17 protein-coding genes and 1 tRNA gene are annotated in these 25,349 nt (G+C 72.4%); 7 read left to right on the top strand and 11 right to left on the bottom strand.

Features of this window, described 5'->3' with window-relative positions; genetic code table 11:
• The first annotated feature begins 53 nt into the window (after positions 1-53).
• Positions 54-1,253, top strand: a complete 1,200-nt coding sequence (locus RDV89_RS15835) for a glycosyltransferase family 4 protein (protein WP_315734435.1) — start codon at positions 54-56, stop codon at positions 1,251-1,253.
• Positions 1,254-1,387: 134 nt separating this feature from the next.
• Here the strand turns inward: RDV89_RS15835 and RDV89_RS15830 are convergent, their stop codons facing one another.
• Positions 1,388-3,205 (bottom strand): MmpA family trehalose lipid delivery protein, encoded by a 1,818-nt coding sequence (locus tag RDV89_RS15830; protein WP_315734433.1) that lies wholly within the window; start codon positions 3,203-3,205, stop codon positions 1,388-1,390.
• A gap of 40 nt (positions 3,206-3,245) precedes the next feature.
• On the opposite strand from RDV89_RS15830, the gene RDV89_RS15825 reads away from it, so the two are divergent.
• Positions 3,246-4,550 carry an MATE family efflux transporter gene (locus RDV89_RS15825; protein WP_315734431.1) on the top strand — a complete coding sequence of 435 codons (1,305 nt, stop codon included), beginning with the start codon at positions 3,246-3,248 and terminating at the stop codon, positions 4,548-4,550.
• A gap of 30 nt (positions 4,551-4,580) precedes the next feature.
• Here the strand turns inward: RDV89_RS15825 and polA are convergent, their stop codons facing one another.
• Positions 4,581-7,265 carry a DNA polymerase I gene (polA, locus tag RDV89_RS15820; RefSeq protein WP_315734429.1) on the bottom strand — a complete coding sequence of 895 codons (2,685 nt, stop codon included), beginning with the start codon at positions 7,263-7,265 and terminating at the stop codon, positions 4,581-4,583.
• Between the two features lie 84 nt (positions 7,266-7,349).
• Between polA and RDV89_RS15815 the strand changes: the two genes are divergently transcribed.
• Positions 7,350-7,790, top strand: a complete 441-nt coding sequence (locus tag RDV89_RS15815) for a hotdog fold thioesterase (protein ID WP_315734427.1) — start codon at positions 7,350-7,352, stop codon at positions 7,788-7,790.
• A gap of 30 nt (positions 7,791-7,820) precedes the next feature.
• Here RDV89_RS15815 and RDV89_RS15810 read toward each other — a convergent pair whose 3' ends face one another.
• Positions 7,821-8,393 (bottom strand): GNAT family N-acetyltransferase, encoded by a 573-nt coding sequence (locus tag RDV89_RS15810; RefSeq protein ID WP_315734426.1) that lies wholly within the window; start codon positions 8,391-8,393, stop codon positions 7,821-7,823.
• Positions 8,394-8,538: 145 nt separating this feature from the next.
• On the opposite strand from RDV89_RS15810, the gene RDV89_RS15805 reads away from it, so the two are divergent.
• Positions 8,539-9,345, top strand: coding sequence for a DUF554 domain-containing protein (locus tag RDV89_RS15805; protein ID WP_315734424.1), 807 nt, complete (start codon positions 8,539-8,541; stop codon positions 9,343-9,345).
• A gap of 174 nt (positions 9,346-9,519) precedes the next feature.
• Positions 9,520-10,818, top strand: coding sequence for an ABC transporter substrate-binding protein (locus tag RDV89_RS15800; protein WP_315734422.1), 1,299 nt, complete (start codon positions 9,520-9,522; stop codon positions 10,816-10,818).
• A 510-nt stretch (positions 10,819-11,328) separates the two neighbouring features.
• Here RDV89_RS15800 and RDV89_RS15795 read toward each other — a convergent pair.
• The 5 genes from RDV89_RS15795 to RDV89_RS15775 all read right to left on the bottom strand — a co-directional run bounded on the left by RDV89_RS15795 (position 11,329) and on the right by RDV89_RS15775 (position 16,533).
• Positions 11,329-12,105, bottom strand: a complete 777-nt coding sequence (locus tag RDV89_RS15795; protein WP_315734420.1) for an ABC transporter ATP-binding protein — start codon at positions 12,103-12,105, stop codon at positions 11,329-11,331.
• Positions 12,102-13,073, bottom strand: a complete 972-nt coding sequence (locus tag RDV89_RS15790; RefSeq protein WP_315734418.1) for an ABC transporter ATP-binding protein — start codon at positions 13,071-13,073, stop codon at positions 12,102-12,104. Before RDV89_RS15790 ends, RDV89_RS15795 begins: the two co-directional genes overlap by 4 nt.
• A complete protein-coding gene (locus RDV89_RS15785; RefSeq protein ID WP_315734416.1) occupies positions 13,063-14,340 on the bottom strand; it encodes a branched-chain amino acid ABC transporter permease in 1,278 nt (425 codons plus the stop codon). Before RDV89_RS15785 ends, RDV89_RS15790 begins: the two co-directional genes overlap by 11 nt.
• 55 nt (positions 14,341-14,395) lie before the next feature.
• Positions 14,396-15,754, bottom strand: a complete 1,359-nt coding sequence (locus RDV89_RS15780) for an ABC transporter permease subunit (protein ID WP_315734414.1) — start codon at positions 15,752-15,754, stop codon at positions 14,396-14,398.
• 176 nt (positions 15,755-15,930) lie between these two features.
• Positions 15,931-16,533: an ANTAR domain-containing response regulator gene (locus tag RDV89_RS15775; RefSeq protein WP_315734413.1), complete on the bottom strand. Its 603-nt coding sequence runs from the start codon at positions 16,531-16,533 to the stop codon at positions 15,931-15,933.
• A gap of 114 nt (positions 16,534-16,647) precedes the next feature.
• On the opposite strand from RDV89_RS15775, the gene RDV89_RS15770 reads away from it, so the two are divergent.
• Positions 16,648-16,720 (top strand) — tRNA-Leu (locus RDV89_RS15770).
• Between the two features lie 67 nt (positions 16,721-16,787).
• Positions 16,788-17,540 (top strand): transcriptional regulator, encoded by a 753-nt coding sequence (locus tag RDV89_RS15765; protein WP_315734411.1) that lies wholly within the window; start codon positions 16,788-16,790, stop codon positions 17,538-17,540.
• 3 nt (positions 17,541-17,543) lie between these two features.
• On the opposite strand, the gene pyk is transcribed toward RDV89_RS15765, so the two are convergent.
• From pyk to gltB, 3 genes are all read right to left on the bottom strand, one after another.
• Positions 17,544-18,989, bottom strand: coding sequence for a pyruvate kinase (gene pyk, locus RDV89_RS15760; RefSeq protein ID WP_315734409.1), 1,446 nt, complete (start codon positions 18,987-18,989; stop codon positions 17,544-17,546).
• A 195-nt stretch (positions 18,990-19,184) separates the two neighbouring features.
• Positions 19,185-20,663, bottom strand: a complete 1,479-nt coding sequence (locus RDV89_RS15755) for a glutamate synthase subunit beta (RefSeq protein WP_315734407.1) — start codon at positions 20,661-20,663, stop codon at positions 19,185-19,187.
• Positions 20,656-25,203: a glutamate synthase large subunit gene (gltB, locus tag RDV89_RS15750; RefSeq protein WP_315734405.1), complete on the bottom strand. Its 4,548-nt coding sequence runs from the start codon at positions 25,201-25,203 to the stop codon at positions 20,656-20,658. Before gltB ends, RDV89_RS15755 begins: the two co-directional genes overlap by 8 nt.
• Between the last annotated feature and the right edge of the window lie 146 nt (positions 25,204-25,349).

Here is a 25,349-nt window from a genome sequence, read left to right as displayed (position 1 = left end):
CGGTTACCGATGAGTTGGGATAACCTCCGCAGCCGGGACGAGGGAGCGGTGCAGTGCGCGGACGACAGGTCGTTTTCACCAGCTGGCGGGACACGGACAACCCGGAGGGCGGGGGCGCGGAGCGCTACCTGGAGCAGATGGCCGAGGGCCTCGCCGAACGCGGTGCGCACGTCACGGTCTTCTGTGCCGCCTTCGACGGCGGGGCCCGCGAGGAGGTGCGCGGCGGGGTGCGCTACGTGCGCGCCGGCACGAAGACCAGCGTGTACGCCCAGGCCCTGCGGCACCTCGCCACGGGACGGCTCGGGCGACCCGACGTCGTCGTCGACGTCCAGAACGGCCTCCCGTTCCTGACCCGACTCGTCACCCGCGCGCCGGTCGTCGTGCTCGTGCACCACGTGCACCGCGAGCAGTGGCCCGTCGTCTACCCGGGGCTCGTCGGCCGGGTCGGTTGGTGGGTGGAGAGCCGTCTGGCCCCCCGCGTCTACCGGGACAGCGCCTACGTGGCCGTCTCGCAGGCGACCCGCGACGAGCTCGGCCAGCTGGGGGTCGACCGCGCGCGCGTGCGGGTCGTGCACAACGGCACCGACGAGCCGCTGCCCACCACCGCGCCGCGCTCGCCGCAGCCGACGATCTGCGTGGTGGGACGCCTCGTGCCGCACAAGCAGGTCGAGCACGCGATCGACGCCGTCGCCGCCCTGCGTCCCGAGATCCCCGGCCTGCGGCTGCTGGTCGTGGGTGACGGCTGGTGGGCCGACGAGCTGCACGACCACGCCGAGCAGGCCGGGGTCGCCGACGCGGTGACGTTCACCGGGCACCTCGACGAGCAGCCCAAGCACGACGCGTACGCCGCGTCCTGGGTGATGGCGACCCCGTCGCTCAAGGAGGGCTGGGGCCTGGTGATCGTCGAGGCCGGGGCGCACGGGGTGCCCAGCGTCGCCTACGCCTCGGCGGGGGGCACGCGGGAGTCGATCGCCCACGACGAGTCGGGGCTGCTGGTCGACACGTTCGACGAGCTCGTCGCGGCGCTGCGGCGCCTGCTGACGGACGACGAGCTCCGCAACCACCTCGGCGAAGGCGCGAGGGCGCGGAGCTCCAAGTTCACCTGGGAGCACGCTCGCGGTGAGTTCGCGAGCGTGCTCGAGGCTGAGATCAGTTCGAGCCGTACTGAACGATCTGCGATGCCGGCTGGCTCGAGTCGACCGGCGACTCGTTCGGGGCCGACGTCTGCGATCCGACGACGCCGACGACCGTGACGGTGGCGACCGCGCCACCCACCACCAGCGACACGATCGTGCCGATGATTCCGGTTCCCATGTGGATACCTCCCTCGTCCGTCGCGGAGTGTAGCAGCGGAACTGTCACGTTCACCCTTCTTCGGTGACGCTCGTCACGGGCGCGTCGCGGGGCCTCGTGCGGCGGAACCCGGCCGGGGCCGCGAAGCACGTCTGACCTGGGCGGACAGAGCCCCCAGGGCGAGCAGCGGCAGCGAGGCGTAGACGGTCCAGGCCACCGCGAGCCACGCCGCGTCCCACGTCGGCACGGGCTCGACGGCGGTCTCCGCGCCGCCCGGCACGAGCCGCGTCACGGTCAGCGCCGGCGCGTCGGCGACGACCACCTCGTCGAGCGGCCCCGTCGCCGCCACCGCCGCGTCGACGTCGGCGCCGCGCGCCCGGACCACGTAGTCGACGCCGAGCTCGGCCAGCGCCGCCGTGCGGTCGGCCGCGGTCGGCCGTCCCAGCGCAGCGAGGACGTCGCCGGTGCGCGAGCCCTCGCTCCCGACGGCCCGGCCGTCGACGACCAGCTCGTCGGAGGCGAGCACCCCGACGTCCCCGAGCAGGCGCGGCACGGGGTCCAGGACCGTCCGGCCGTCGTTGAGGTCGGGCGCGCGGAAGGCGGCGTACGGCAGGCTCAGGACCGTGGGGCGCGCCAGGCCCTGGGCACGGGCGTCGGCCGCGACGACCGCGGCCAGGTCGGCGTACGCGGCCGGCAGGCGCACCGCGGCCAGCTCCCCGGCGCGACCCCAGGCGAGCCCGGGCAGCAGGGCCACCGGCGCCAGCACGACCGCCACGCCGAGCACCGCGCGCGCCGGCGCCGCGGTGGCGCGCAGGCGCCGGGCACCGACGGCGACCGCCACGGCCGCGCCCTCCACCACCCCGGGGACCACCAGGGCCTGCAGGCGCGTGGCGTCGCGCAGGACGCCGCCGCCCGGCACGTACGTCGCCAGGGCGCCGCCGACCTGCGGGAACAGCCACGACTGCGCCGCCACCGCGACACCCGCCCCGGCGAGCGCCAGCAGCACGGCAGTCTCGCGACGTCGCCCGCTGCCGGCGCGCAGCAGCGGGACGAGCGAGCCGAGAGCGCCGAGCACCAGCCCGGCCCAGAGCAGCGCCCGGACGACGTCGTAGGGCGCCGCGACCTCTCCGTTCCACACCCCGCCCAGCCCCAGGACCGCGACCGCGGTCGGCACGCCGTCGTGGCCGTGGGCGGCGAACGCCTCGGCCGCGGCCCGTGCCGTCGCCGCATCGGCCCGCGTCGCACCCCCCGCCAACGCGCCCGCCACGACCCAGGGCGCGTTCGCGGCCGCGACCAGGGCCACGAGGGCCCACGCGGCGGAGCGGCGCAGCCGGCCGCCCACGCCGACGGCGACCAGGGCCGCGAGCGCGGTCATCAGTCCCGCGGCGGCGCTCAGCGAACCGAGCGCGAGGAGCACGGGCAGGACCGGCAGCACGGGTCGCAGGCCGGTGTGCCCCGAGGTCCGGAGGCGACGTCCCACGAGGAGCAGCCAGGGCAGGACACCGTAGGCGACCAGCAGGGGCCAGTGGCCGATCGCGAGTCGCTCGGCCACGAACGGGTTCCACACCGCCACGACGGCGGCCAGGGCGCGGGCGGCGGCCGGAGCCGTGCGCACGAGCCGGTGCAGGCCCGCCCCGGCGGCCACCAGCGACCCGAGCAGCACCAGCTTCTGCAGCAGCGCACCCGGCACGACCTCGTCCAGGAGCGCGACGACCTGGTCGGAGGGCACCGCGCGGGGCACCCCGTCGGCGAGGCCCCAGCCCTCCCGGGTCACGGCCAGGTCCGGCACCCAGACCATGTCGTAGCCGAGCACCAGACCGACCCCGAGCGCGGGTCCGAGCACGACGACGGCGCTCAGCAGGACCACCGCGTCGTACGGCGCGTCGGCCCACCGACCGGTCCTGCGCACCACGGCGACTCCTACCCACCACACGTCCTCTAGGCTCCGCCGGGTGAGCGGAACGAGGGGCACGCTACGGGAGCTGCTGCGCTCCGGCGCGGGCGTGGCCGTGGCGATGGCCGTGATGAACGTCGGCACCTACGCGTTCACCCTCGTCGCCGCACGGGTGCTGGGGCCCCGGGAGTACAGCGCGGTGGCGGCCCTGATGGGTCTGCTGCTCGTGATCAACGTGCTCTCCCTGGGGCTGCAGGCGACCGGGGCGCGGCAGGTCGCCTCCGACCCCGGCCGACGCGACGAGATCGAGAACCGGATCATCGTGACCACCCGGCGCTCGGCGTGGGCGCTCGGCGCGGTCTGCCTCGTGCTCTCCCCCGTCGCGACCGTCGCGCTGCAGCTGGACTCCTGGCTGCCGGCCGCGCTCGTCGCGGTCACCGCCGTGCCGCTGACGATCATGGGCGGGCAGGCGGGCATCTTCCAGGGCGAGAAGAGCTGGACCCCGCTGGCCGGGATCTACCTCGCCGTGGGCGTCGGACGCCTCGGCCTGGGCGCCGTCGGCCTGGCGATCAGCCCCGACGCCGTCGGCGCCATGGCCGGCGTCCTCGTCGGAGCCGTGCTCCCGACGCTGGTGGGCGGCACCGCGCTGCGGCGTCGGCGCGGCTCCCGGCCCGCCACCGCCGAGGTGCGGTCGGTGCTCTCCGAGGTCGGGCACAACTCCCACGCGCTGCTGGCGTTCTTCGCGCTCACCAACGCGGACGTCGTGCTCGCCCGCGCCGCCCTCGACTCCCACGACGCCGGCCTCTACGCCGGCGGGCTGATCCTCGCCAAGGCCGTGCTGTTCCTGCCCCAGTTCGTCGTCGTCATCGTGTTCCCGTCGATGGCCGACGGTGCGCACGGCATGTACCTCAAGGGCCTCGCCCTCGTCGGCGGCCTCGGCGCGCTGGCGACCGGCGGCGCGTGGGCGGTCGGCGAGCTGATCGTGTTCGGGCCGCCCGGCGAGGAGCGCTCGCTCGTCGTCGAGTTCGTCGGCGGCGCCGCGTACGCCGAGATCGGCGGCACGCTGTGGCTCTTCGCCCTGCTCGGCACCGTGCTCGCGATGATGCAGGTGATGGTCTACGAGGTCGTGGCGCGGCAGAACCGCCTGGGCGTGTACGCCGTGTGGGCGGGCCTGGTCGGCATGGTCGCCGCCGTGGCGCTGGCCCACTCGACGCAGGCCCTCGTCGTGTGGGTGCTGGCCGTCGACGCCGTCGTGCTGGTCGCCCTGCTCGTCGTGGCCCGGCGCAGCACCCCCGGCGCGAGCCGCCGCAGCGGTGCCGGCGAGGGCACCGAGCTCGCGGACGACGCCGCGCGCGGCGCCTGAGCGGGCGGGCCCCACCCGCCCGACGGGCGCTCAGTGCGCGGCGGCGTGCCAGCTCGCGCCGGTGCCGACCGAGACGTCCAGCGGGACGCTCAGCTCGGCAGCCGCGGCCATCTGGTCGCGCACCAGGGCCTCGAGGGACTCCTCCTCGCCCGGAGCGACCTCCAGCACGAGCTCGTCGTGCACCTGCAGCAGCAGCCGCGAGGCGGCGCCGGTGCTCTCCAGCGCACGCTGGACGCCCAGCATGGCGACCTTGATCAGGTCGGCGGCCGAGCCCTGGATCGGCGCGTTGAGCGCCATCCGCTCGGCCATCTCCCGCCGCTGCCGGTTGTCGCTGGTCAGGTCGGGCAGGTAGCGGCGACGACCGAGGATCGTCTCGGTGAAGCCCGAGCGGCGCGCCTCGTCGACGATCCCGGCGAGGTAGTCGCGCACGCCGCCGAACGTCTCGAAGTACTCGTCCATCAGGCCCTGCGCCTCGCCCGGGGTGATCCGCAGCTGCTGGGAGAGCCCGTAGGCGGACAGTCCGTAGGCCAGGCCGTAGTTCATCGCCTTGATCTTGGCGCGCTCCTCGACGCCGACGCCGTCCACCGGCACGCCGAAGACGCGCGCGGCGGTGATCGAGTGGAAGTCCTGGCCCGAGCGGAAGGCCTCGGTCAGCCCCTCGTCCTCGGAGAGGTGCGCCATGATCCGCATCTCGATCTGGCTGTAGTCCGCCGTCATCAGCGTCGCGTACCCGCCACCGACCACGAACGCCTCGCGGATCCGGCGACCCTCCTCGGTGCGCACCGGGATGTTCTGCAGGTTCGGGTCGGTGCTCGAGAGCCGGCCGGTGGCGGCGATGAGCTGGTTGAACGTCGTGTGGATCCGGCCGTCCGGCTGGACCGTCTTGAGCAGGCCCTCGACCGTCTGGCGCAGCCGCGAGACGTCGCGGTGGCGCAGCAGGTGCTGCAGGAACGGGTGCTCGGTCTTCTCGAACAGGGTGGTCAGCGCGTCGGCGTCGGTGGTGTAGCCGGTCTTGGTGCGCTTCGTCTTCGGCATGTTGAGCTCGTCGAAGAGGACCACCTGCAGCTGCTTGGGCGAGCCCAGGTTGATCTCCTTGCCGATCACCGCGAACGCGTCCTCGGCGGCCTCGCGCACCGAGGTGGCGAAGCCCGCCTCGAGCTCGTCGAGGCGGTCGGTGTCGACCGCGATGCCCGTCTGCTCCAGCAGGGTCAGCAGCCGCACCAGGGGCAGCTCCACGTCACCGAGCAGCGCCGTGCCGCCGCGCTCCTCCACCTCGACGTCCAGGGCGGCCGCCAGGTCCAGCACCGCCCGGGCGTGCAGCGCCGCCGTGCCCACCACTGCGTCGTCGTCGTCGAAGAGCAGGCCCTGGTCGGCGTCGGAGGTCTCGGGACGCAGCTCGCGGCGCAGGTAGCGCACCGTCAGGTCGGCCAGGTCGTAGGAGCGCTGGTCGGGCCGCACCAGATACGCCGCCAGCGCGGTGTCGCTGGCCACCCCCTCGAGGGTCCAGCCGTGCGCCGCGATCGCGAGCGCCGGCCCCTTCGCGTCGTGCAGGACCTTCGGGCGCCCGGCGTCGGCCAGCCACTCGCCGAGCGCCGCGTCGTCGGCGGGCGTCAGCGTGGTGGTGTCCACGTACGCCGCGCGGCCGTCCGCGAGCGCGACGGCCAGGCCCTCGACGCGTCCCGTGCCGGCGCCCCACGTGCCGCGCACGTGCACGCCCACGCGGTCGGTGCCCGCGTCGGCCAGCCAGGCGCCCACCGCGTCGGGGCCCAGGCGTACCGTCTCGAGCTCGAAGCCGCCCTCGGCCACGTCCTCCTCCGACTCGAGGCTCTCGAAGAGCCGGTCGCGCAGCACGCGGAACTCGAGGCCGTCGAAGAGCGTGTGCACCTCCTGGCGGTCCCAGGGCGCACGCAGCAGGTCGGTGGGGTGCAGCGGGAGCGAGAGGTCGGTGACCAGCGCGTTGAGCCGCCGGTTGCGGATCACGTCGCCGAGGTGCTCGCGCAGCGCCTCGCCCTTCTTGCCCGTGATCTTGTCGGCGTTGGCGATGACGTTGTCGAGACCGTCGTAGGTGTTGATCCACCGCGCCGCGAAGCCGGCGCCGACGCCCGGGACGCCGGGCAGGTTGTCGGAGGTCTCCCCCACCAGCGCCGCGAGCTCGGGGTAGCGGTGCGGCGGCACGCCGTACTTCTCCTCGACGGCGGCCGGCGTCATCCGGGCCAGGTCGGAGACACCCCGCATCGGGTAGAGGATCGTGGTGGTGTCGCTGACCAGCTGCAGCGAGTCACGGTCCCCGGTCAGCACCAGCACGTCGAGCCCCTCGGCCTTCGCCTCGGTGGTCAGCGTCGCGATGATGTCGTCGGCCTCGTAGCCCTCCAGGTCGAGGTGCCGGATCCGGAGCGCGTCGAGCACCTCCTTGATCAGCGGCAGCTGGCTGGAGAACTCCCCCGGCGTCTTGTTGCGCTTCGCCTTGTACTCCGCGTACTCCTCCAGGCGGAACGTCTGGCGCGAGCGGTCGAACGCGACGGCGACGTGGGTGGGCGCCTCGTCGCGGAGCACGTTGATGAGCATCGACGTGAACCCGTAGACCGCGTTCGTCGGCTGGCCCGTCGTCGTGGAGAAGTTCTCGACCGGCAGGGCGAAGAACGCGCGGTAGGCCAGCGAGTGGCCGTCCAGCAGCAGCAGGCGGGGGCGGGCGTCGTCAGCGGTCGTCACGGGCACGCCGCGACTCTAACGCCGCGGACCGACACCCCGGCCCACGGCCGTCGCGGCCGAACGACGGCACCGCCGGGCACAATGTCGACCATGCCTGCCACGAGCGACGACCAGCCCCGCATCGACGAGATCCTGGCGACGCTGCCGCACGGGCAGGGCTCGCTGAACGAGAAGATGGGCATCGAGCTGGTCGAGGTCACCCGCGAGCGGGTGGTCGCGACGATGCCGGTCGAGGGCAACACGCAGCCCTACGGCCTGCTGCACGGCGGTGCCTCCGTCGTGCTGGCCGAGACCCTCGGCTCGATCGGCTCCGCGGTGCACGCCTACCCCGACCGGATCGCCGTCGGGGTCGACATCAACGCCACCCACCACCGCTCGGCCACGAGCGGTCTCGTCACCGGCACAGCGACGCCGGTGCACCTGGGTCGCACCTCCACCTGCTGGGAGGTGGTGATCACCGACGAGCGCGGCAAGCGCGTGTGCACGTCGCGGATCACCTGCTCCCTGCTGCCCGCCGACCGGCTGGGCTGAGCGGCAGGGCGGCCGGCCTGGGCGGCCGGCTCAGCTCGCGCGGGACGCGGCCTGGCGCCGCATGGAGCGGCGAGCCGCGAGCACGTGCCCGAGCTGCTGGCGCGGCGGGCGCGTCATGGTCGGGCGCATGGCGTTGATCCGGGCCCGCACGGCGGCGGTCGGCGCGAGCCGGAACGACGCCCGGGTCGCCAGCCCCAGACGGGCCATGAAGCGGTTGGCGTCGCGCGACGTGCTCGCCGAGGCCGTGCCGATCTGCGCGATCTCGAGCTCCTCGGCGTAGGCGACGCCGGCCTCGACCAGCGAGCGCCCGACGCCGCGGCGACGCATCCCCTCGACGACGGTCGGCGACACGACGTGCACCATCGGGGCCAGGTTGAGCGGCGAGACGGTGCTCACGACGAGAAGGACCGCGCCCGCGAAGGTGCCGTCGTGCTCCGCGACCACGAGGCGTACCCGGTCGTCGCGCTCGCAGCGCTCGAGCACCACCTCGAGGTCACCCAGGCCGTCGCCCGCCTCGCCCGAGCGCAGGGAGTCGCCCCACAGCTCGACCAGGCTGGGCAGGTCGGAGGACTCCGCGGGACGCAACGTCAACGGAGCAACCATCTCGACACCACAGCCTTCGACCCTTGTGGCGACGCCCGCGGCTCGGCGGCGTCGACCTCTGACGACAGCGCGGCACCCGCCCCCACCGGTGACCGGCCCTCACCCTACGCTCGCCCGCAGGGCCGCGACACCCGAGTCCGGCAAAGTGTGGAAGGGCACGGGCGTGATCGGCAGCGGCACCCTCGTCAACGTCCTGACGGTCCTCGTCGGCTCCGGTCTCGGGGTGGCGCTCGGGGCCCGGCTCCCCGAGCGGGTACGCCGCGTGGTCACCGACGGCCTGGGCCTCGTCACGCTGCTGGTGGCCGCGACCGCGGCCGCCGACGTTGTGGCCCCCGGGCTCACCGAGGCGACCGGTCGCGGGGCGCCGATGCTGATCGTGCTCGGGTCCGTGCTGGTCGGCGGGATCGTCGGGTCGGCGCTGGACCTGGACGGACGGCTGGTCGCCCTGGGCCGCGCGGTGCACGGAGTGGCGGCCCGGCGGCGGTCCGGGGCGTCGGAGGGCGCGACCGCCACCGACGCGGGCGACGCGACCGCTCCGGAGGCGGACCGGTTCGTGGCGGGCTTCGTCGCCGCCTCCCTCGTGTTCTGCACGGGGCCGCTGACCGTGCTCGGCTCGCTCAACGACGGCCTGGGCAACGGGGCGGAGCAGCTGTACCTGAAGGCCACCCTCGACGGGTTCGCGGCCGTCGCCTTCGCCGCGACCTTCGGGTGGGGCGTGGCCGCCAGCATCGTGACGATCGTGGTGGTGCAGGGCGGCCTGACGCTGGTGGGTCTCGCCGTCGGCGACGTCCTGCCGGAGGCGCACGTGCTCGCGCTGAGCGCCGTCGGCGGTGTGCTGCTGATCGGCGTCGCGCTGCGCCTGCTCGCGATCAAGGACGTCGCGGTCGCGTCGCTGCTGCCGGCGCTCGTGGTCGCCCCCGTGCTGGTCGAGGCCGTCGTCCGTCTGCGCTGACCCCCCGACCCGGTTCGTGACCGGTGCGCGACGGTCCTGAGACCTAGGTCACGAAACGGACACAAATGCCCCAGAGTTCCGGAGCCGCCGACGCGGGGGCGGCCTGAGGACTAGGTTCTCCCGCACACGCCGCTCCCAAGCGACGGCGCGTTCCCGAGATTCAACGGAGGATTGATGAAGCGCAGGTCCACCATGTTCCGCCTCGCCGCGGCCGCCACCGTCGGCGTGCTCACGCTCACCGCGTGCGGCGGCGGAGACGACGACTCCTCCGACGACGGCTCCTCGAGCGGCGACAGCTCGTCGGACGCGGCCGTCCAGGAGGGCGACGGCACCCTCACCATCGGCTCGCTGCTGCCCGAGACCGGCAGCCTGTCGTTCCTCGGCCCCCCGGAGTTCGCGGGCGTCGACCTGGCCGTCCAGGAGATCAACGAGGCCGGCGGCGTGCTCGGCCAGGACGTCGTGCACGTGCGCGGCGACTCGGGCGACACCGACTCCGGCATCGCCCCGGCCGAGAGCGACCAGCTCATCGCGTCGGGCGCGGACGTCATCGTCGGCGCCGCCTCGTCCGGCGTCTCGATGACCGTCATCGACCAGATCCTCGACGCGGGCGTCGTCATGTTCTCGCCCGCCAACACGTCGACGGACTTCGACGAGGGCGCCTACGCCGAGCCCGACCTCTACTTCCGCACCGCCCCCTCCGACATCCTGCAGGGCGCCGTCATGGCCAACCTGCTCATCGAGGACGGCCGCAGCAACGTCTCGATCCTGGCCCGCCAGGACGCGTACGGCCAGACCCTGGCCGACCAGGTCCAGACGAACCTGGAGAACGCCGGCTCGTCGGTCGCCACGACCGTCTTCTACGGCGAGAACGCGCAGTCCTACGACTCGCAGGTCGAGGAGATCGCGGCCGCCGGTGGCGACGCGGTGCTCGTGATCGGCTTCGAGGAGACCGCCACGATCATCCCGCAGCTGATCACCGCGGGCGCCGGTCCGGCGGACGTCCCGACGTACTTCGTCGACGGCAACACCGCCGACTACAGCGCCGACTCCGACCCGTCGCTGCCCCCGGGCACGCTCGAGGGCACGAAGGGCACCATCCCGGGCGCCGACACCGCCGGCGACTTCCAGGAGCGCCTGCTCGCGATCGACCCCGACCTGACGTCGTTCGCGTACGCGGCCGAGTCCTACGACGCGGTCATCGTGTCGGCCCTCGCGGCCGTCGCGGCCGGCAACGACTCGGGCGAGGCCATCGCCCAGGAGATCGTCAACGTCACCAAGGACGGCACGAAGTGCACGTCGTTCGCCGAGTGCCTCGAGCTGCTCGAGGCCGGCGAGGACATCGACTACGACGGCGCCTCCGGCCCGATCGAGCTCGGTGAGACGGGCAGCCCGACCGCGGCCTCCATCGGCATCTACGAGTACGACGCCGAGAACCGCAACTCGCCGATCGACTACATCGAGGGCGAGATCTGATCCGTCGCCCCGCGACGGGTCGCTGACCCACCGGGACGGGCCCGGCACCTCCACGAGGTGCCGGGCCCGTCCTGCGTCTGCAGGCGGCGCCGACTGTGCCGGCGGGCCACCCCCGCCCTCAGGTCTCCCGGGGCCCGCCGTTCCGCCGCCGACCGGGCCGGCGCGCACCAGGCAGCCCGCGCTGCTCCGGGCTGCTCCGGGCTGTTCCGGGCGCCGCGGGATGCTCCGGGCGCCGCGGACTGCGGTGAGGAAAACGCGGACCGGTCGAGAGAGAACGCGGACCGGAGGACACGTGGAGCGCTCCCCGGTCCGCGTTTTCTCCACCGGCTCCGGGAGACGCGGTCCCGACGACGGGCTCGGTCGAGGCGGCGCGGGCGACGGCCGCGGGCCCCGGGCCCCGGGCGTACGCCTGGACCTCCTGGTGCCGGGCCCGAGACGCACGACGACCCCGTGGGCCGGGGCCCACGGGGTCGTCGCGGTGGTGGTGCGGGGTCGTGCGGGTCGTGCGGGTCAGTCCTTGGCGCCCAGGGTGCCCAGGTAGAGCTGGATGACCTTGGGGTCGTTGCCCAGGGACTGACCGGTGCCCGTGTACGCGTTGCGGCCGTGGTCGAGGACGTACCCTCGGTCGCAGATCTGCAGGCAGCGGCGGGCGTTCTGCTCGACCATGATCACCGAGACACCGGCGCGGTTGATGTTGCGCGTCTGCACGAACACCTCGTCCTGGAGGACCGGCGAGAGACCCGCCGACGGCTCGTCGAGGAGGAGCACGGACGGCGACATCATCAGCGCCCGGCCCATCGCCACCATCTGCCGCTCGCCGCCGGACAGGGAGCCCGCGCGCTGCTTGCGGCGCTCCCCGAGCCTCGGGAAGATGTCGGTCACGAAGTCGAAGCGCTCCGTGAACGACTTGGGCGCCTGGTAGCAGCCCATCTCGAGGTTCTCCTCGATGGTCAGGCTCGGGAAGACGTTGTTCGTCTGCGGCACGAAGCCGATCCCGGCCGTCACCAGCTGGTCGGCGCGCTTGTTGGTGATGTCGCGCCCCTCGAGCACCACGGAGCCGCGGCGCACGTTGACCAGGCCGAAGAGGGCCTTGAGCAGCGTCGACTTTCCGGCGCCGTTGGGCCCGATGATGCCGACGAGCTCGCCGCGGTTGCAGTACAGGTCCGCGCCGTTGAGGATGTCGACGCCCGGCAGGTAGCCGCCGAAGAGGTCGTCGGCCCGCAGGATGGCGTCGCCCGCCGCGGCCAGGTGCGCCTCGCGCTCCGGCGTGGTGGTTGCCTGGGTCATGCCTTGCCCTCCTCCGCCTCGGCGTCGAGCTCGGCCTCGGCCTCGGCCTCGAGCGCCTTCTCGTCCATCTCGCGCAGGTCGGTGTCGTGGTGCGCACCGAGGTACGCGTCGATCACGGCCTGCTGCTGCATCACCGTGTCGGGCGTGCCCTCCGCGACGATCTGCCCCTGGGCCATCACGATGACCCAGTCGGAGATGTCGCGGACCATGTCCATGTCGTGCTCGACGAAGAGCACGGTGCGGCCCTCGTCGCGCAGCGACTTCACGTGCCCGAGCAGCGACTGCTTGAGCGCCGGGTTCACGCCGGCCATCGGCTCGTCGAGCATGATCAGCTCGGGGTCGACCATCAGCGCACGCGCCATCTCCAGCAGCTTGCGCTGGCCGCCCGAGAGCGAGCCCGCGAAGTCCTCGCGCTTGGCGTCGAGCTTGAAGCGCTGGAGGAGGTCGTCGGCACGCTCGGTGTTCGACTTCTCCTGTCCTCGCCACAGACCCGCGAACGGCGCGGCCCAGAAGCGCTCGCCGCGCTGCTTGGTCGCCCCGAGGCGCATGTTCTCGATGACGGTCAGCTTGGCCAGCACCTTGGTGAGCTGGAACGTGCGGACCATGCCGAGGCGCGCGACCTTGTAGGGCGCGACCCGCTCGAGAGACTTGTCGTTGAAGCTCCACTTGCCGGAGTCCGGCACGTCGAAGCCCGTGAGCAGGTTGAACAGCGTCGTCTTGCCGGCACCGTTCGGGCCGATCAGCGCGGTGATGGCGCCACGCTGGATCTCGATGTGGTCGACGTCGACGGCCTTGAGACCACCGAACTGCCGGGTGATGCCGTCGCCGACGATGATCGGGTCCGGCTTCTTGCTGCCCGGGGCGTTGCCGACGCCGGACAGGTCGGGGCGCGGCCGCTTCTCGAGCGTCGTGGGGGTGGTGGGGGTGGTGCCCCCGGCGTCAGCGGCGCCTGCGGTGTCAGCGGCCATCGATCGCGATCTCCCTTCGGTCGCCGAAGATCCCCTGCGGTCGGAAGATCATCAGCAGCATGAGGCCCAGGCCGGTGGCGATGAAGCGCACGAGGCTCGCCTGGGTGTTGTCCATGATCCAGTCGGGCATGAGCGGGCTCGAACCCGACGTGGCACGGTCGAAGAAGTCCCCGAGGCCCGCGATGAGGAACCACAGGATCATCGCGCCGATGACGGGACCGAAGACCCGGGCGGCGCCACCGATCAGCAGGGCCGTGAAGGCGAGGAACGTCATGTTGGTCGAGTAGTCGCTCGGCACGACGGAGGCCTGCTTCAGCGCCAGGAACAGACCGGCCAGACCACCGAACACACCGCCGAGGATCAGCGCCTGCATCTTGTAGGCGAAGACGTTCTTGCCGAGCGAGCGCACGGCGTCCTCGTCCTCGCGGATGGAGCGGAGCACGCGGCCCCACGGGCTGCGCATGAGCGCCCACACGATGAGGCAGCTGACCAGCACGAGGGTCCAGCCGACCGTCATCGACCACAGGTCGCGAGCGCTGAAGGACACGATCCCGAGGTCGAGCCGCTCGCTGTACGGGTTGAGGCTCTGGTAGTCGCCGGCGAAGTTCGTCAGACCGTTCGAGCCGCCGAAGACCTCGCGGGTCTCGACCGCGCCGAAGACGAGACGCAGGATCTCCGCCGTGGCGATCGTCGCGATGGCGAGGTAGTCCGCTCTCAGCCGTAGCGTCGGCAGGCCCAGGACGATGGCCAGCACGACCGGCGCGACGAGCGCCATCGCCACGCCGAGCCAGAAGGGCAGCTCCCAGGTGACGACGGTGACCGCGAGCCCGTACGCCCCGACCGCCATGAACCCGGCCTGGCCGAAGTTCAGGAGGCCGGTGTAGCCGAAGTGCACGTTGAGGCCGATCGCCGCGAGCGCGTACACGATCGCGTTCGGGCCGAAGGCCTGGTTCAACGCGGTGCGGAAGACGCCGGTGAGCTCGACGTCGCCGATGCCGGCGGTGAAGCCGATGATCAGCCACAGCGCGAGGTAGACGGTGCCGATGACGCCGAGCACCTGCCCGCCGACGGCGAGGGCGCGTCCGGAGTACTGCCCCGGGGCGGCGTCGATCTCGGTGACGGCGCGGCGGCCCTTGAGGTAGGCGAACGGCGACGTGAAGCCGAACGCGACGGTGATGCCGACGATGCCGAGCACGACCGAGCCGATGGCCCCGTTGTGGGTCGGCTGCTTCGCCGTCGTCGGCTTGTCGAGGGTGGTGGCGTTCATGACCTGCTCCGATCCTGGCGGGCCGGCACGGTGGGGGGACAGAGGTTCATCGGCGTCACCCGATCCGCTCGCGACGGCCGAGGAGACCCTGCGGCCGGATCAGCAGGACCAGGATGAGGACGACGAGCGCGCCGACCTCCTTGATCGAGGAGGGCACGCCGAACAGCGGGCCGACCTCCACCATGATGCCGATCACCATGGAGCCGAACAGCGCGCCCCAGATGGTGCCGAGACCGCCGAGGGTGACCGCGGCGAACACGAGCAGCAGCAGCTTGAAGCCCATGAGGAAGTTGACCTGGCTGTTGACCGCGAGCAGCACGCCCGACAGGCCCGTCAGCGCGGTGCCGAGCACCCACACGGAGCTGATCACGCGGTCGACCTTGAGGCCGGAGGACGCGGCGAGCGCCGGGTTGTCGGAGACCGCCCGCATCGCCTTGCCGAGCCGCGTGCGCATCAGCGCGACGCACACGATCACGATCGTGACCAGGGCGACGCCCATGATCGCGATCTCCTTGTCGGCCAGGCTGATCGGACCGTAGTCGTTGCGGCCCTGGCTGACGTACTGGCTCAGCGACTTGCGCGAGCTGCCGATCGAGTACTGGTACAGGTTGCGCAGCAGCAGGCCCAGACCGATGGAGACGATCATCATCGCGATGAGGCCGGTGCCGCGTCTGCGCAGCGGTCTCCACAGCACCCGGTCCTGCAACCAGCCGAAGATCGCCGCCGTGAGCACGGCGGCGACGCCGGCGGCGACGACGGGCAGGTCCAGCACCCGGTTCATCACGTAGGTCGCGATCGCGCCGAACGTGATGAGCTCGCCGTGGGCGAAGTTGGTCAGTCCGGTCGTGCCGAAGATGAGCGAGAGGCCGAGGGCCGCGAGGGCCACGATCAGGCCGAACTTCACGCCCGACATCAGGCTCGTCGTCAGCCGGTCGGCGAAGGAGACGGTCGAGACCTCCTGGACGCCGATCGGGAAGAGGCCGCCGTTCGCACCGTTGATGCGCGCGGTGATCGTGATCTCCGTGCCGGTGTCGTCGCTCAGCTCGATGCCGGACGGGAGGGTGTCCTCGTCCAGCTCGACGGTGTAGGTGCCGAGCTCCGGGATGGCGACGATGACGACGCCCTCGGCGTCGGTCTCGGCCGTTCCCACCTCGCCGCCGTCCTCGGACGCGACGGTCAGCTCGACGCCCACCACGGGGGCGTCGTCCGCTGCCTTGTCGACCAGCCGGACCCGGATGTACGGGCCCTCCGGGATCTCCTGGGGCGCGTCTGTCTCGGTTCCTCCGGGCTCGCCCGTCGCCTCAGCGGTGGGGTCGGCCGTGGGGGAGGTCGTCTCCTGGGTGGCAGCGTGCGCGCCGAGAGGCAGCAGCACGACCACCAGGAACGCGAGCAGCGCGGTCACACGCAATCGCACGCAGTGGCTCCTGTCGTTCGGGCGCAGGGGTGGCGCGCCCATTGGTCGGCACACCCTAACCGCGCTCGGAGCGGCCCTGTGACGTAATCGGCACCCGACAGGTAACAGTTGGGTCTCCGAGTGTCATCGGACGCGTCCGCGACGGGCCCCGGACGGACCCGCCGGCCGCGTCGCCCTCAGGCGCCGACGCCGGGGCCGTGCGTGATGACGCCCTCGGCGACCTGCCGCATCGACAGGCGCAGGTCCATGGCCGTCTTCTGGATCCACCGGAACGCGTCGGCCTCGCTGAGCCCGAGGTCCGCCTGCAGGACGCCCTTGGCGCGGTCGACCAGCTTGCGCGTCTCGAGGCGCTCGGTGAGGTCGCCGACCTCGCGCTCGAGGTGGCTGAGCTCCGCGAAGCGGCTCACCGCCATCTCGATGGCGGGCACCAGGTCGGTCGCCGAGAAGGGCTTGACGAGGTACGCCATCGCTCCCGCGTCGCGGGCCCGCTCCACGAGGTCGCGCTGCGAGAAGGCGGTGAGGATGACGACCGGCGCGATCCGCTCGGCCGCGATGCGCTCGGCCGCGGAGATCCCGTCGAGCACGGGCATCTTGACGTCCAGCACGACGAGGTCGGGCCGCAGCTCCTCCGCCAGCTCGATGGCCCGCTGCCCGTCCCCGGCCTCCCCCACGACCTCGAAGCCCTCGTCGGCCAGCATCTCGGCGAGGTCCATCCGGATCAGCGCCTCGTCCTCGGCGATGACGACGCGGCGACGGGGAGGCTGCTCTTGAACGGTCACGGGCAGAAGGCTAGCCCGCCGTCGCCGCGCCGTGCTGGCCGACGCCGCAGCGACCGCGCCGCCGCCGGGTCGTGTCGGTCACGTCATCCGCTACGGTTGCGCAGCGCAGCCGCGGCCCCGATAGCCCAACGGCAGAGGCGATGGTCTCAAACACCATTCAGTGTGGGTTCGAATCCCACTCGGGGCACCCCGTGAGCGCTCGCGCGAGGGCCGACGGCGGCCCGGCTGTCGGTGGCGCGAGACAGGCTGAGGGCGTGCACCCGCCGTCCGTGCGCCGAGAGGCGCTGCTGCTGCTCGACGCAGAGCACTCGCTCTCCGAGGTGTCCCGCCGCACCGGGGTCAGCCGTTCCACGTCGCGGTCGTGGCGGGACGGAGCGGGTGCTGGTGCGGCGTCGTGCCCCCGATGCCACGGCCGGTCGCTCGAGGCGCGGGCGTACTCGGCGCTCCTCGGCTTCTACCTCGGCGACGGCCACGTGAGCGCGGCGCGGCGGTGCCACACGCTGCGGGTCAGCTGCGACGCGTCCCTGCCCGGCATCGTCGAGGACGTCGTCGCGCTGTGCCGTCGGGTCCATCCCCGCCGGCCCGTCCACCTCGTCCGAGCGCCGGGCACGATCGTCGTCTCCCAGCACTGGAAGCTCTGGCCCTGCCTGTTCCCGCAGCACGGACCGGGGCGCAAGCACGAGCGGCCCATCGTGCTGGAGCCGTGGCAGCGCGCGCTGGTCGAGGCCGAGCCGGCGGCCTTCCTGCGCGGCCTGTTCCACTCCGACGGCTCGCGGGTGCGCAACTGGGCGACCCGGACCGTCGACGGCCGGCAGCGGCGCCTCGACTACGCCCGCTGGCAGTTCGTGAACCACTCCGCCGACGTCCGCGACCTGGGCACGTGGGCCCTCGACCTCGTCGTGCCCGTGGCGCGCATCCTCCTGGCTGCGTCGTCGTGGTGGCCGATCAGCGTGTCGCGACGGGCCGGGGTGGCTCGTCTCGACACGCTGATCGGTCCCGAGGAGTGACGCTCAGCTGCGTCGGTAGGCGGGCGCCACCTCGTTGATGGCGTCGCCGATCTTGTGCACGCGCAGCGCGTTGGTCGAGCCGGGGATGCCGGGGGGCGCGCCGGCGATGATGACGACGAGGTCGCCCTCCTCGACGCGCTCGATGCGCAGCAGGGCCTCGTCGACCTGGCGCACCATCTCGTCGGTGTGCTCGACCGGAGCGGTCTTGAAGGTCTCGACACCCCAGGTGACCGCCAGGTGCGATCGCGTGGAGGCCAGCGGGGTGAAGGCGAGCACCGGGATCGGGCCGCGATAGCGGGCGACCCGGCGGGCCGAGTCGCCGCTCTGCGTGAAGGCGACGAGGTACTTGGCGCCCACGCGCTCGGCGACCTGGGCCGCGGCCAGCGCGATGATGCCGCCCTTGGTGTGCGGGTCCCAGTCGATCTCGCGGATGTCCTTCGCCGCGTGCCGGTCGGCGCTCTCGATGATGCGCGCCATGGTCTCGACCGTCGTGACGGGGTACTCCCCCACGCTCGTCTCGCCCGAGAGCATCACGGCGTCAGCCCCGTCGAGCACCGCGTTGGCGACGTCGGAGGCCTCGGCGCGCGTCGGTGCGGGCGCGTTGACCATCGACTCGAGCATCTGCGTGGCCACGATGACCGGCTTCGCGTTGCGGCGGGCCAGGTCGATGATCCGCTTCTGGTGGAACGGCACGTCCTCGAGCGGGCACTCCACCCCGAGGTCGCCACGGGCCACCATGAAGGCGTCGAACGCCGCCACGATGCCCTCGAGGTTCTCGATCGCCTGCGGCTTCTCGATCTTGGCGATGATCGGGACCGTGCGGCCCTCCTCCGCCATGATCGCGCGCACGTCGTCCGCGTCCTCCGCGTTGCGCACGAAGCTCAGCGCGATGAAGTCGACGCCGATCCGCAGCGCCCAGCGCAGGTCCTCGATGTCCTTCTCCGACAGCGCCGGCACGGAGACGGCGACGCCGGGCAGGTTGATGCCCTTGTGGTCGGAGACCTTGCCGCCGATCAGCACCTCGGTCTCGACGTCGGTGTCGGTGACGGACACGACGCGCAGACGCACCTTGCCGTCGTCGATCAGCAGCAGGTCCCCGGGCTTCACGTCGCCGGGCAGGCCCTTGTACGTGGTGCCGCAGATCGCGGCGTCCCCCGGCACGTCGCGGGTCGTGATGCACCAGCTCTGCCCGCGCCGCAGCACGACGGGACCGTCCGCGAAGGTCTCCAGGCGGATCTTCGGACCCTGCAGGTCGGCGAGGATGCCCACGCCGCGCCCGCTGGAGTCCGACGCCTGTCGGACCAGCTGGTAGCTCTGCTCGTGGTCGGCGTGGCTGCCGTGACTCATGTTGAGTCGCGCGACGTCCATGCCGGCGTAGACGAGCTCTTGGATGCGGCGGGCACTCGCGGTGGCCGGCCCCAACGTACAGACGATCTTGGCTCTGCGCACGGCACGAGCCTATCGCCGTGCGCGCTGCCGCAGCGCACCGGACCTTGAACGTTCCAACAACGTTCGGTCAGGACGACCTGTGAGAGCCCTGAGACCCCTCGCGGAACGCCTCCGGACGGCCGACGGCCCCGGTCCGCCGTGGCGGGCCGGGGCCGTCGGGACGTCCTCGCGCGACGTCGTAGGACGTCCTACGGCTCAGACGACGAGCGGACGCTCGGTCGACTTGATCGGCACCGGCAGCGACGTCGAACCCGTCAGGTACTCGTCGACGGCGGCCGCGGCGGCGCGACCCTCGGCGATGGCCCAGACGATGAGCGACTGCCCACGCCCGGCGTCGCCGGCGGCGAACACGCCGCTGACCGACGTGCGGTAGGTGGCGTCGCGCTTGACGTTGTTGCGCTCGTCCAGGTCGAGGCCGAGCTGGGCGACGACCGAGTCGGTCTCGGGCCCGGTGAAGCCCATCGCGAAGAGCACCAGCTCGGCCGGGATCTCCCGCTCCGTGCCCTCCACCTCGACCAGCTTGCCGTCCTCGAACCGGACGTCCACGAGCACGAGGGCACGGACGTTGCCGTCCTCGTCGCCCAGGAACTCCTTGGTGGACACGGCGTACACGCGGTCGCCGCCCTCCTCGTGGGCCGAGGAGACGCGGAACAGCTGCGGGTACGTCGGCCACGGCTGCGCGCTGGGTCGCGCGCCGCCCGGCTGCGGCATGATCTCGAGCTGGGTGATCGACGCGGCGCCCTGGCGGATCGAGGTCCCCAGGCAGTCGGCGCCGGTGTCGCCGCCGCCGATGATCACGACGTTCTTGCCGTCGGCGCGGATCTGGTCCGTGCCGTCGGTCGTCGGGTCCTCGCCGACCGCGACGCGGTTGGCCTGCGGCAGGAAGTCCATCGCCTGGTGGATCCCGCCGAGCTCGCGCCCGGTGACCGGCAGGTCGCGGGGCACCGTCGCACCGGTGGCGAGCACGACCGCGTCGTAGCGCGTGCGCAGCTCCTCACCCGTGATGTCGACGCCCACGTTCTTGCCGGTGCGGAAGATCGTGCCCTCGCGGCGCATCTGGTCGAGACGACGCTCGACGTGCTGCTTCTCCATCTTGAACTCGGGGATGCCGTAGCGCAGCAGGCCACCGATCTTGTCGGAGCGCTCGTAGACCGCGACCGTGTGGCCGGCGCGCGTCAGCTGCTGGGCGGCGGCGAGTCCCGCGGGGCCCGAGCCCACGACGGCGACCGTCTTGCCCGAGAGCCACTCCGGGGGCTGGGGCTTGACGTAGCCCTCCTCCCAGGCGCGGTCGATGATCGAGACCTCGACGTTCTTGATCGTCACCGGGTCCTGGTTGATGCCCAGGACGCAGGCCGTCTCGCACGGCGCCGGGCACAGGCGGCCCGTGAACTCCGGGAAGTTGTTCGTCGCGTGCAGACGCTCGATGGCCTCCTCCCAGTCGTCGCGCCAGACCAGGTCGTTCCACTCCGGGATGATGTTGCCCAGCGGGCAGCCCTGGTGGCAGAACGGGATGCCGCAATCCATGCAGCGCCCGGCCTGCGGCGTGATGATCGGGAGCAGCGCGCGGCCGATCCCGTCGGGGTACACCTCGTTCCAGTCCCGCACCCGCTCGTCCACCGGACGACGGGTCGCGACCTGGCGGCCCTCCTTCAGGAAGCCCTTGGGGTCAGCCATGCAGCACCTCCATGATCCGCGCAGCGGTCTGGTCCTCGTCGAGGCCCTCGGCCTCGGCCTCGGCGCGGGCGTCGAGCACCCGCTTGAAGTCGCGGGGCATCACCTCGGTGAAGCGGCCCACGGCGGCCGGCCAGTCGGCGAGCAGCTGCTCGGCGACCTCCGACCCGGTCTCCTCGGAGAACGCACGCACGTACGCGTGCAGCTCCTCGGCGGCCTCGCCCTCCACCGGACGCAGGTCGACGAGCTCGTCGTTGACCCGCCACGGCTTGAGGTCGAGCACCCACGCGATGCCGCCCGACATGCCGGCCGCGAAGTTGCGGCCCGTCTTGCCGAGCACCACCAGGCGTCCACCGGTCATGTACTCCGCGGCGTGGTCGCCCACGCCCTCGGTCACGACCAGCGCGCCGGAGTTGCGCACGCAGCAGCGCTCGCCGACCCCGCCGCGGATGAAGATCTCGCCCGACGTCGCGCCGTAGGCGATCGTGTTGCCGGCGATGATCTGCTCCTGCGAGGCGAACGTGGCCGAGCGGTCCGGGCGGATCGCGATGCGGCCGCCGGACAGGCCCTTGCCGACGTAGTCGTTGCCGTCGCCCTCGAGGCGCAGCGTGACACCGCGCGGCACGAACGCGCCGAACGACTGGCCCGCCGAGCCGGTGAAGGTGATGTCGATGGTGCCCTCGGGCAGCCCCTCGCCCCGGTAGCGCTTCGTGACCTCGTGGCCGAGCATCGTGCCGACCGTCCGGTTGACGTTGCGCACCGCGACCTGGGCCCGCACCGGCTCGCCGTTCTCCAGCGCCGGGGCGGCGATGGCGATGAGCTCGTTGTCGAGCGCCTTGTCCAGGCCGTGGTCCTGCGTGCCGGTGCAGCGCAGGTCCTGGTCCGGGAACATCACGTTGTCCGGCACGTGCAGGATCGGCGCCAGGTCGAGCCCGGACGCCTTCCAGTGGTCGACCGCACGCTCGACGTCGAGGCTGGCGACCTGGCCGACCGCCTCGTCGATGCTGCGGAAGCCGAGGTCGGCCAGGTACTGGCGGACCTCCTGGGCGATGTAGGTGAAGAAGTTGACGACGTACTCCGCCTTGCCGCTGAACCGCTCGCGCAGCACCGGGTTCTGCGTCGCGACGCCGACCGGACAGGTGTCCAGGTGGCACACGCGCATCATGATGCAGCCCGAGACCACCAGCGGGGCCGTCGCGAAACCGAACTCCTCGGCGCCCAGCAGGGCGGCGATGACCACGTCGCGGCCGGTCTTGAGCTGACCGTCCGCCTGCACCACGATCCGGTCGCGCAGGCCGTTGAGCAGCAGCGTCTGCTGCGCCTCGGCGAGCCCGAGCTCCCAGGGACCGCCCGCGTGCTTGAGCGACGTCAGCGGCGAGGCGCCCGTGCCGCCATCGTGCCCGGAGATCAGGACGACGTCGGCGTGCGCCTTGGAGACACCGGTCGCGACCGTGCCGACACCGACCTCGGAGACCAGCTTCACGTGGATGCGGGCCGCCGGGTTGGCGTTCTTGAGGTCGTGGATCAGCTGCGCCAGGTCCTCGATCGAGTAGATGTCGTGGTGCGGCGGCGGGCTGATCAGGCCCACTCCCGGCGTGGAGTGCCGGGTCTTGGCCACCCACGGGTAGACCTTGTGGCCGGGCAGCTGCCCGCCCTCGCCGGGCTTCGCGCCCTGCGCCATCTTGATCTGGATGTCGTCGGCGTTGGTCAGGTACTCGCTCGTGACGCCGAAGCGGCCCGAGGCGACCTGCTTGATCGAGCTGCGTCGCTCCGGGTCGTGCAGACGCTCCGGGTCCTCGCCGCCCTCACCGGTGTTCGACTTCGCGCCGAGCCGGTTCATCGCGATCGCGAGGGTCTCGTGCGCCTCCTGCGAGATCGAGCCGTAGGACATCGCGCCGGTCGAGAACCGCTTGACGATCGCCTCGACGGGTTCGACCTCCTCGAGCGGGACGGGCGTGCGCCCGGCGTCCTCGGCGCTGCGCAGCCGGAAGAGCCCGCGCAGCGTCATGAGGCGCTCGGACTGCTCGTCGACCCGCTGCGTGTACTGCTGGAACACGTCGAAGCGGCCCGCGCGGGTCGAGTGCTGGAGGCGGAAGACCGTCTCCGGGTCGAACAGGTGCGGCTCGCCCTCGCGACGCCACTGGTACTCGCCGCCGATCGACAGCTCGCGGTGCGACGGGGCGACGCCGCTCGGCGGGTACGCCGTGGCGTGGCGCCGCGCGACCTCCTCGGCGACCGTCTCGATGCCGATGCCGCCGAGCTTGGAGGTGGTGCCGGTGAAGTACGCGTCGACCAGCTCCTGCGAGAGCCCGACGGCCTCGAAGATCTGGGCGCCCGTGTAGGAGGCCACCGTCGAGACGCCGATCTTGCTCATCACCTTGAGCACGCCCTTGCCGAGCGCCTTCACGAGGTTGCGCACGGCGACCTGCGGGTCGGCCGTGACGTAGTAGCCGGCCCGGGCGAGGTCCTCGACGGACTCCATCGCCAGGTACGGGTTCACCGCGGCCGCGCCGTAGCCGACCAGCAGCGCGACGTGGTGGACCTCGCGCACGTCGCCGGCCTCGACGAGCAGGCCGACCTGGGTGCGGGTCTTCTCACGCACCAGGTGGTGGTGCACCGCGCCCGTGAGCAGCAGCGACGGGATCGGGGCGAGCTCGCGGGTCGAGTGCCGGTCGGAGAGCACGATGATCCGGGCCCCGTCGGCGATCGCGGCGCTGACCTCGGCGCAGATCTCGGCGATCCGCTGCGCCATGGAGGCGCCGCCGCCCTCGACCTCGTAGAGGCCGCGCGCCACGTGCGTGACGAAGCCGGGGTGCTCCCCGTCGCGGTTGATGTGGCGGATCTTGGCCAGCTCGTCGTTGTCGATCACCGGGAACGGCAGGACGATCTGGCGGCACGAGTCGGGGCCCGGGGCGAGCAGGTTCGACTCGGGGCCGATCGAGCCGTTGAGCGAGGTGACGAGCTCCTCGCGGATCGCGTCCAGCGGCGGGTTCGTCACCTGGGCGAACAGCTGCGCGAAGTAGTCGAACAGCAGTCGCGGCTTCTCGCTCAGCGCCGCGATCGGGGTGTCGGTGCCCATGGAGCCGATCGGCTCGGCGCCCGCGTTCGCCATCGGCGTCAGCAGGACGCGCAGCTCCTCCTCGGTGTAGCCGAAGATCTGCTGGCGGCGCGTGACCGAGGCGTGCGTGTGCACGATGTGCTCGCGCTCGGGGACGTCCTTGAGGTGCAGGAGACCGCCCGCGAGCCACTCGGCGTACGGCTGCTCGGCCGCGAGGCCGGCCTTGATCTCCTCGTCCTCGACGATGCGGTGCTCCTCGAGGTCGACCAGGAACATCTTGCCGGGCTGCAGCCGGCCCTTGCGCACGATGGTCGCCGGGTCGATGTCGAGCACGCCGACCTCGGAGGCCAGCACGACCAGACCGTCGTCGGTGACCCAGAAGCGGGAGGGGCGCAGGCCGTTGCGGTCCAGCGTCGCGCCGATCTGGGCGCCGTCGGTGAACACGACGCACGCGGGGCCGTCCCAGGCCTCCATGGTCGAGGCGTGGAACTCGTAGAACGCGCGCTTGGCGTCGTCCATCTCGCCGTGGTTCTCCCACGCCTCGGGGATCATCATCAGCACCGAGTGCGGCAGGCTGCGGCCGCCGAGGTGCAGCAGCTCGAGCACCTCGTCGAACGACGCCGAGTCCGAGGCGCCCGGGGTGCAGATCGGGAAGAGCCGGTCGAGGTCGCCGGGGATGACGTCGGAGGCCAGGAGCGCCTCGCGGGCGCGCATCCAGTTCCGGTTGCCCATCACGGTGTTGATCTCGCCGTTGTGGGCGATGAACCGGAACGGGTGGGCCAGCGGCCAGCTCGGGAACGTGTTGGTCGAGAAGCGCGAGTGCACGACGCCGATCGCCGAGGCCATGCGCTCGTCGCGCAGGTCGGGGAAGAAGTGGTCGAGCTGGTCGGTCGTCAGCATGCCCTTGTAGACGAGGGTGCGCGACGAGAGCGAGGGGAAGTACGCCTCCGCCTCGCGCTCCGCCCGCTTGCGCACGCAGAACGCGAGCCGCTCGAGGTCCATGCCGGTGACCGACTCGTCGACCGGGGCGAGGAAGAGCTGGCTGAACGTCGGCATGACGCTGAGCGCCATCGAACCGAGGACCTCGGGGGCCACCGGGACGTCGCGCCAGCCGAGCACGCGCACGCCCTCCTGGGCGGCGATCTCCTCGATCTTCGTGCGGGTCTTGGCGAGGTCGTCCGCGTCGGCGGGCAGGAAGCCCACGCCGACCGCGTACCGGCCGGCCTCGGGCAGCTCCACGCCCGCGACGGCGCGCAGGAACGCGTCCGGCACCTGCAGGAGGATGCCGGCGCCGTCGCCCGAGTTGGGCTCGGCGCCCGCGGCGCCGCGGTGGTCGAGGTTGCGCAGGGCCTGGAGCGCCTTCGCGACGATGTCGTGGCTGGCCACGCCGGTCATCGTCGCCACGAACGCGACGCCGCAGGCGTCGTGCTCGAAGCGAGGGTCGTAGAGCCCTTGGGCCTCGGGGATCGCGTGCGAGATGGGCACGGATGCTCTCCCGTCGTCGGGGTCCGTCCGTGCGTGCACGAACCGGACGTAGCTGTGCTGGGTGCGGGCCGCGGAGGTGGCACGGACGAGATCGGCGATCGCCGGGTCTGCGTGGCCTCCGGGGCTCACTGAGGAGGGACGACGTT

It is taken from the genome of Nocardioides imazamoxiresistens, assembly GCF_032378595.1.
Classification (GTDB): domain Bacteria; phylum Actinomycetota; class Actinomycetes; order Propionibacteriales; family Nocardioidaceae; genus Nocardioides; species Nocardioides imazamoxiresistens.
The sequence above is the reverse complement of the archived record's forward strand: the minus strand, read 5'-3'. Positions and strand labels throughout refer to the sequence as shown.

Bases quoted from the DNA above. Each gene is read 5' to 3' on its own strand.
- RDV89_RS15815 (WP_315734427.1), top strand. From the start codon at position 7,350: ATGCCTGCCACGAGCGACGACCAGCCCCGCATCGACGAGATCCTGGCG.
- RDV89_RS15810 (WP_315734426.1), bottom strand. From the start codon at position 8,393: ATGGTTGCTCCGTTGACGTTGCGTCCCGCGGAGTCCTCCGACCTGCCC.
- RDV89_RS15800 (WP_315734422.1), top strand. From the start codon at position 9,520: ATGAAGCGCAGGTCCACCATGTTCCGCCTCGCCGCGGCCGCCACCGTC.
- RDV89_RS15795 (WP_315734420.1), bottom strand. From the start codon at position 12,105: ATGACCCAGGCAACCACCACGCCGGAGCGCGAGGCGCACCTGGCCGCG.
- RDV89_RS15790 (WP_315734418.1), bottom strand. From the start codon at position 13,073: ATGGCCGCTGACACCGCAGGCGCCGCTGACGCCGGGGGCACCACCCCC.
- RDV89_RS15785 (WP_315734416.1), bottom strand. From the start codon at position 14,340: ATGAACGCCACCACCCTCGACAAGCCGACGACGGCGAAGCAGCCGACC.
- RDV89_RS15755 (WP_315734407.1), bottom strand. From the start codon at position 20,663: ATGGCTGACCCCAAGGGCTTCCTGAAGGAGGGCCGCCAGGTCGCGACC.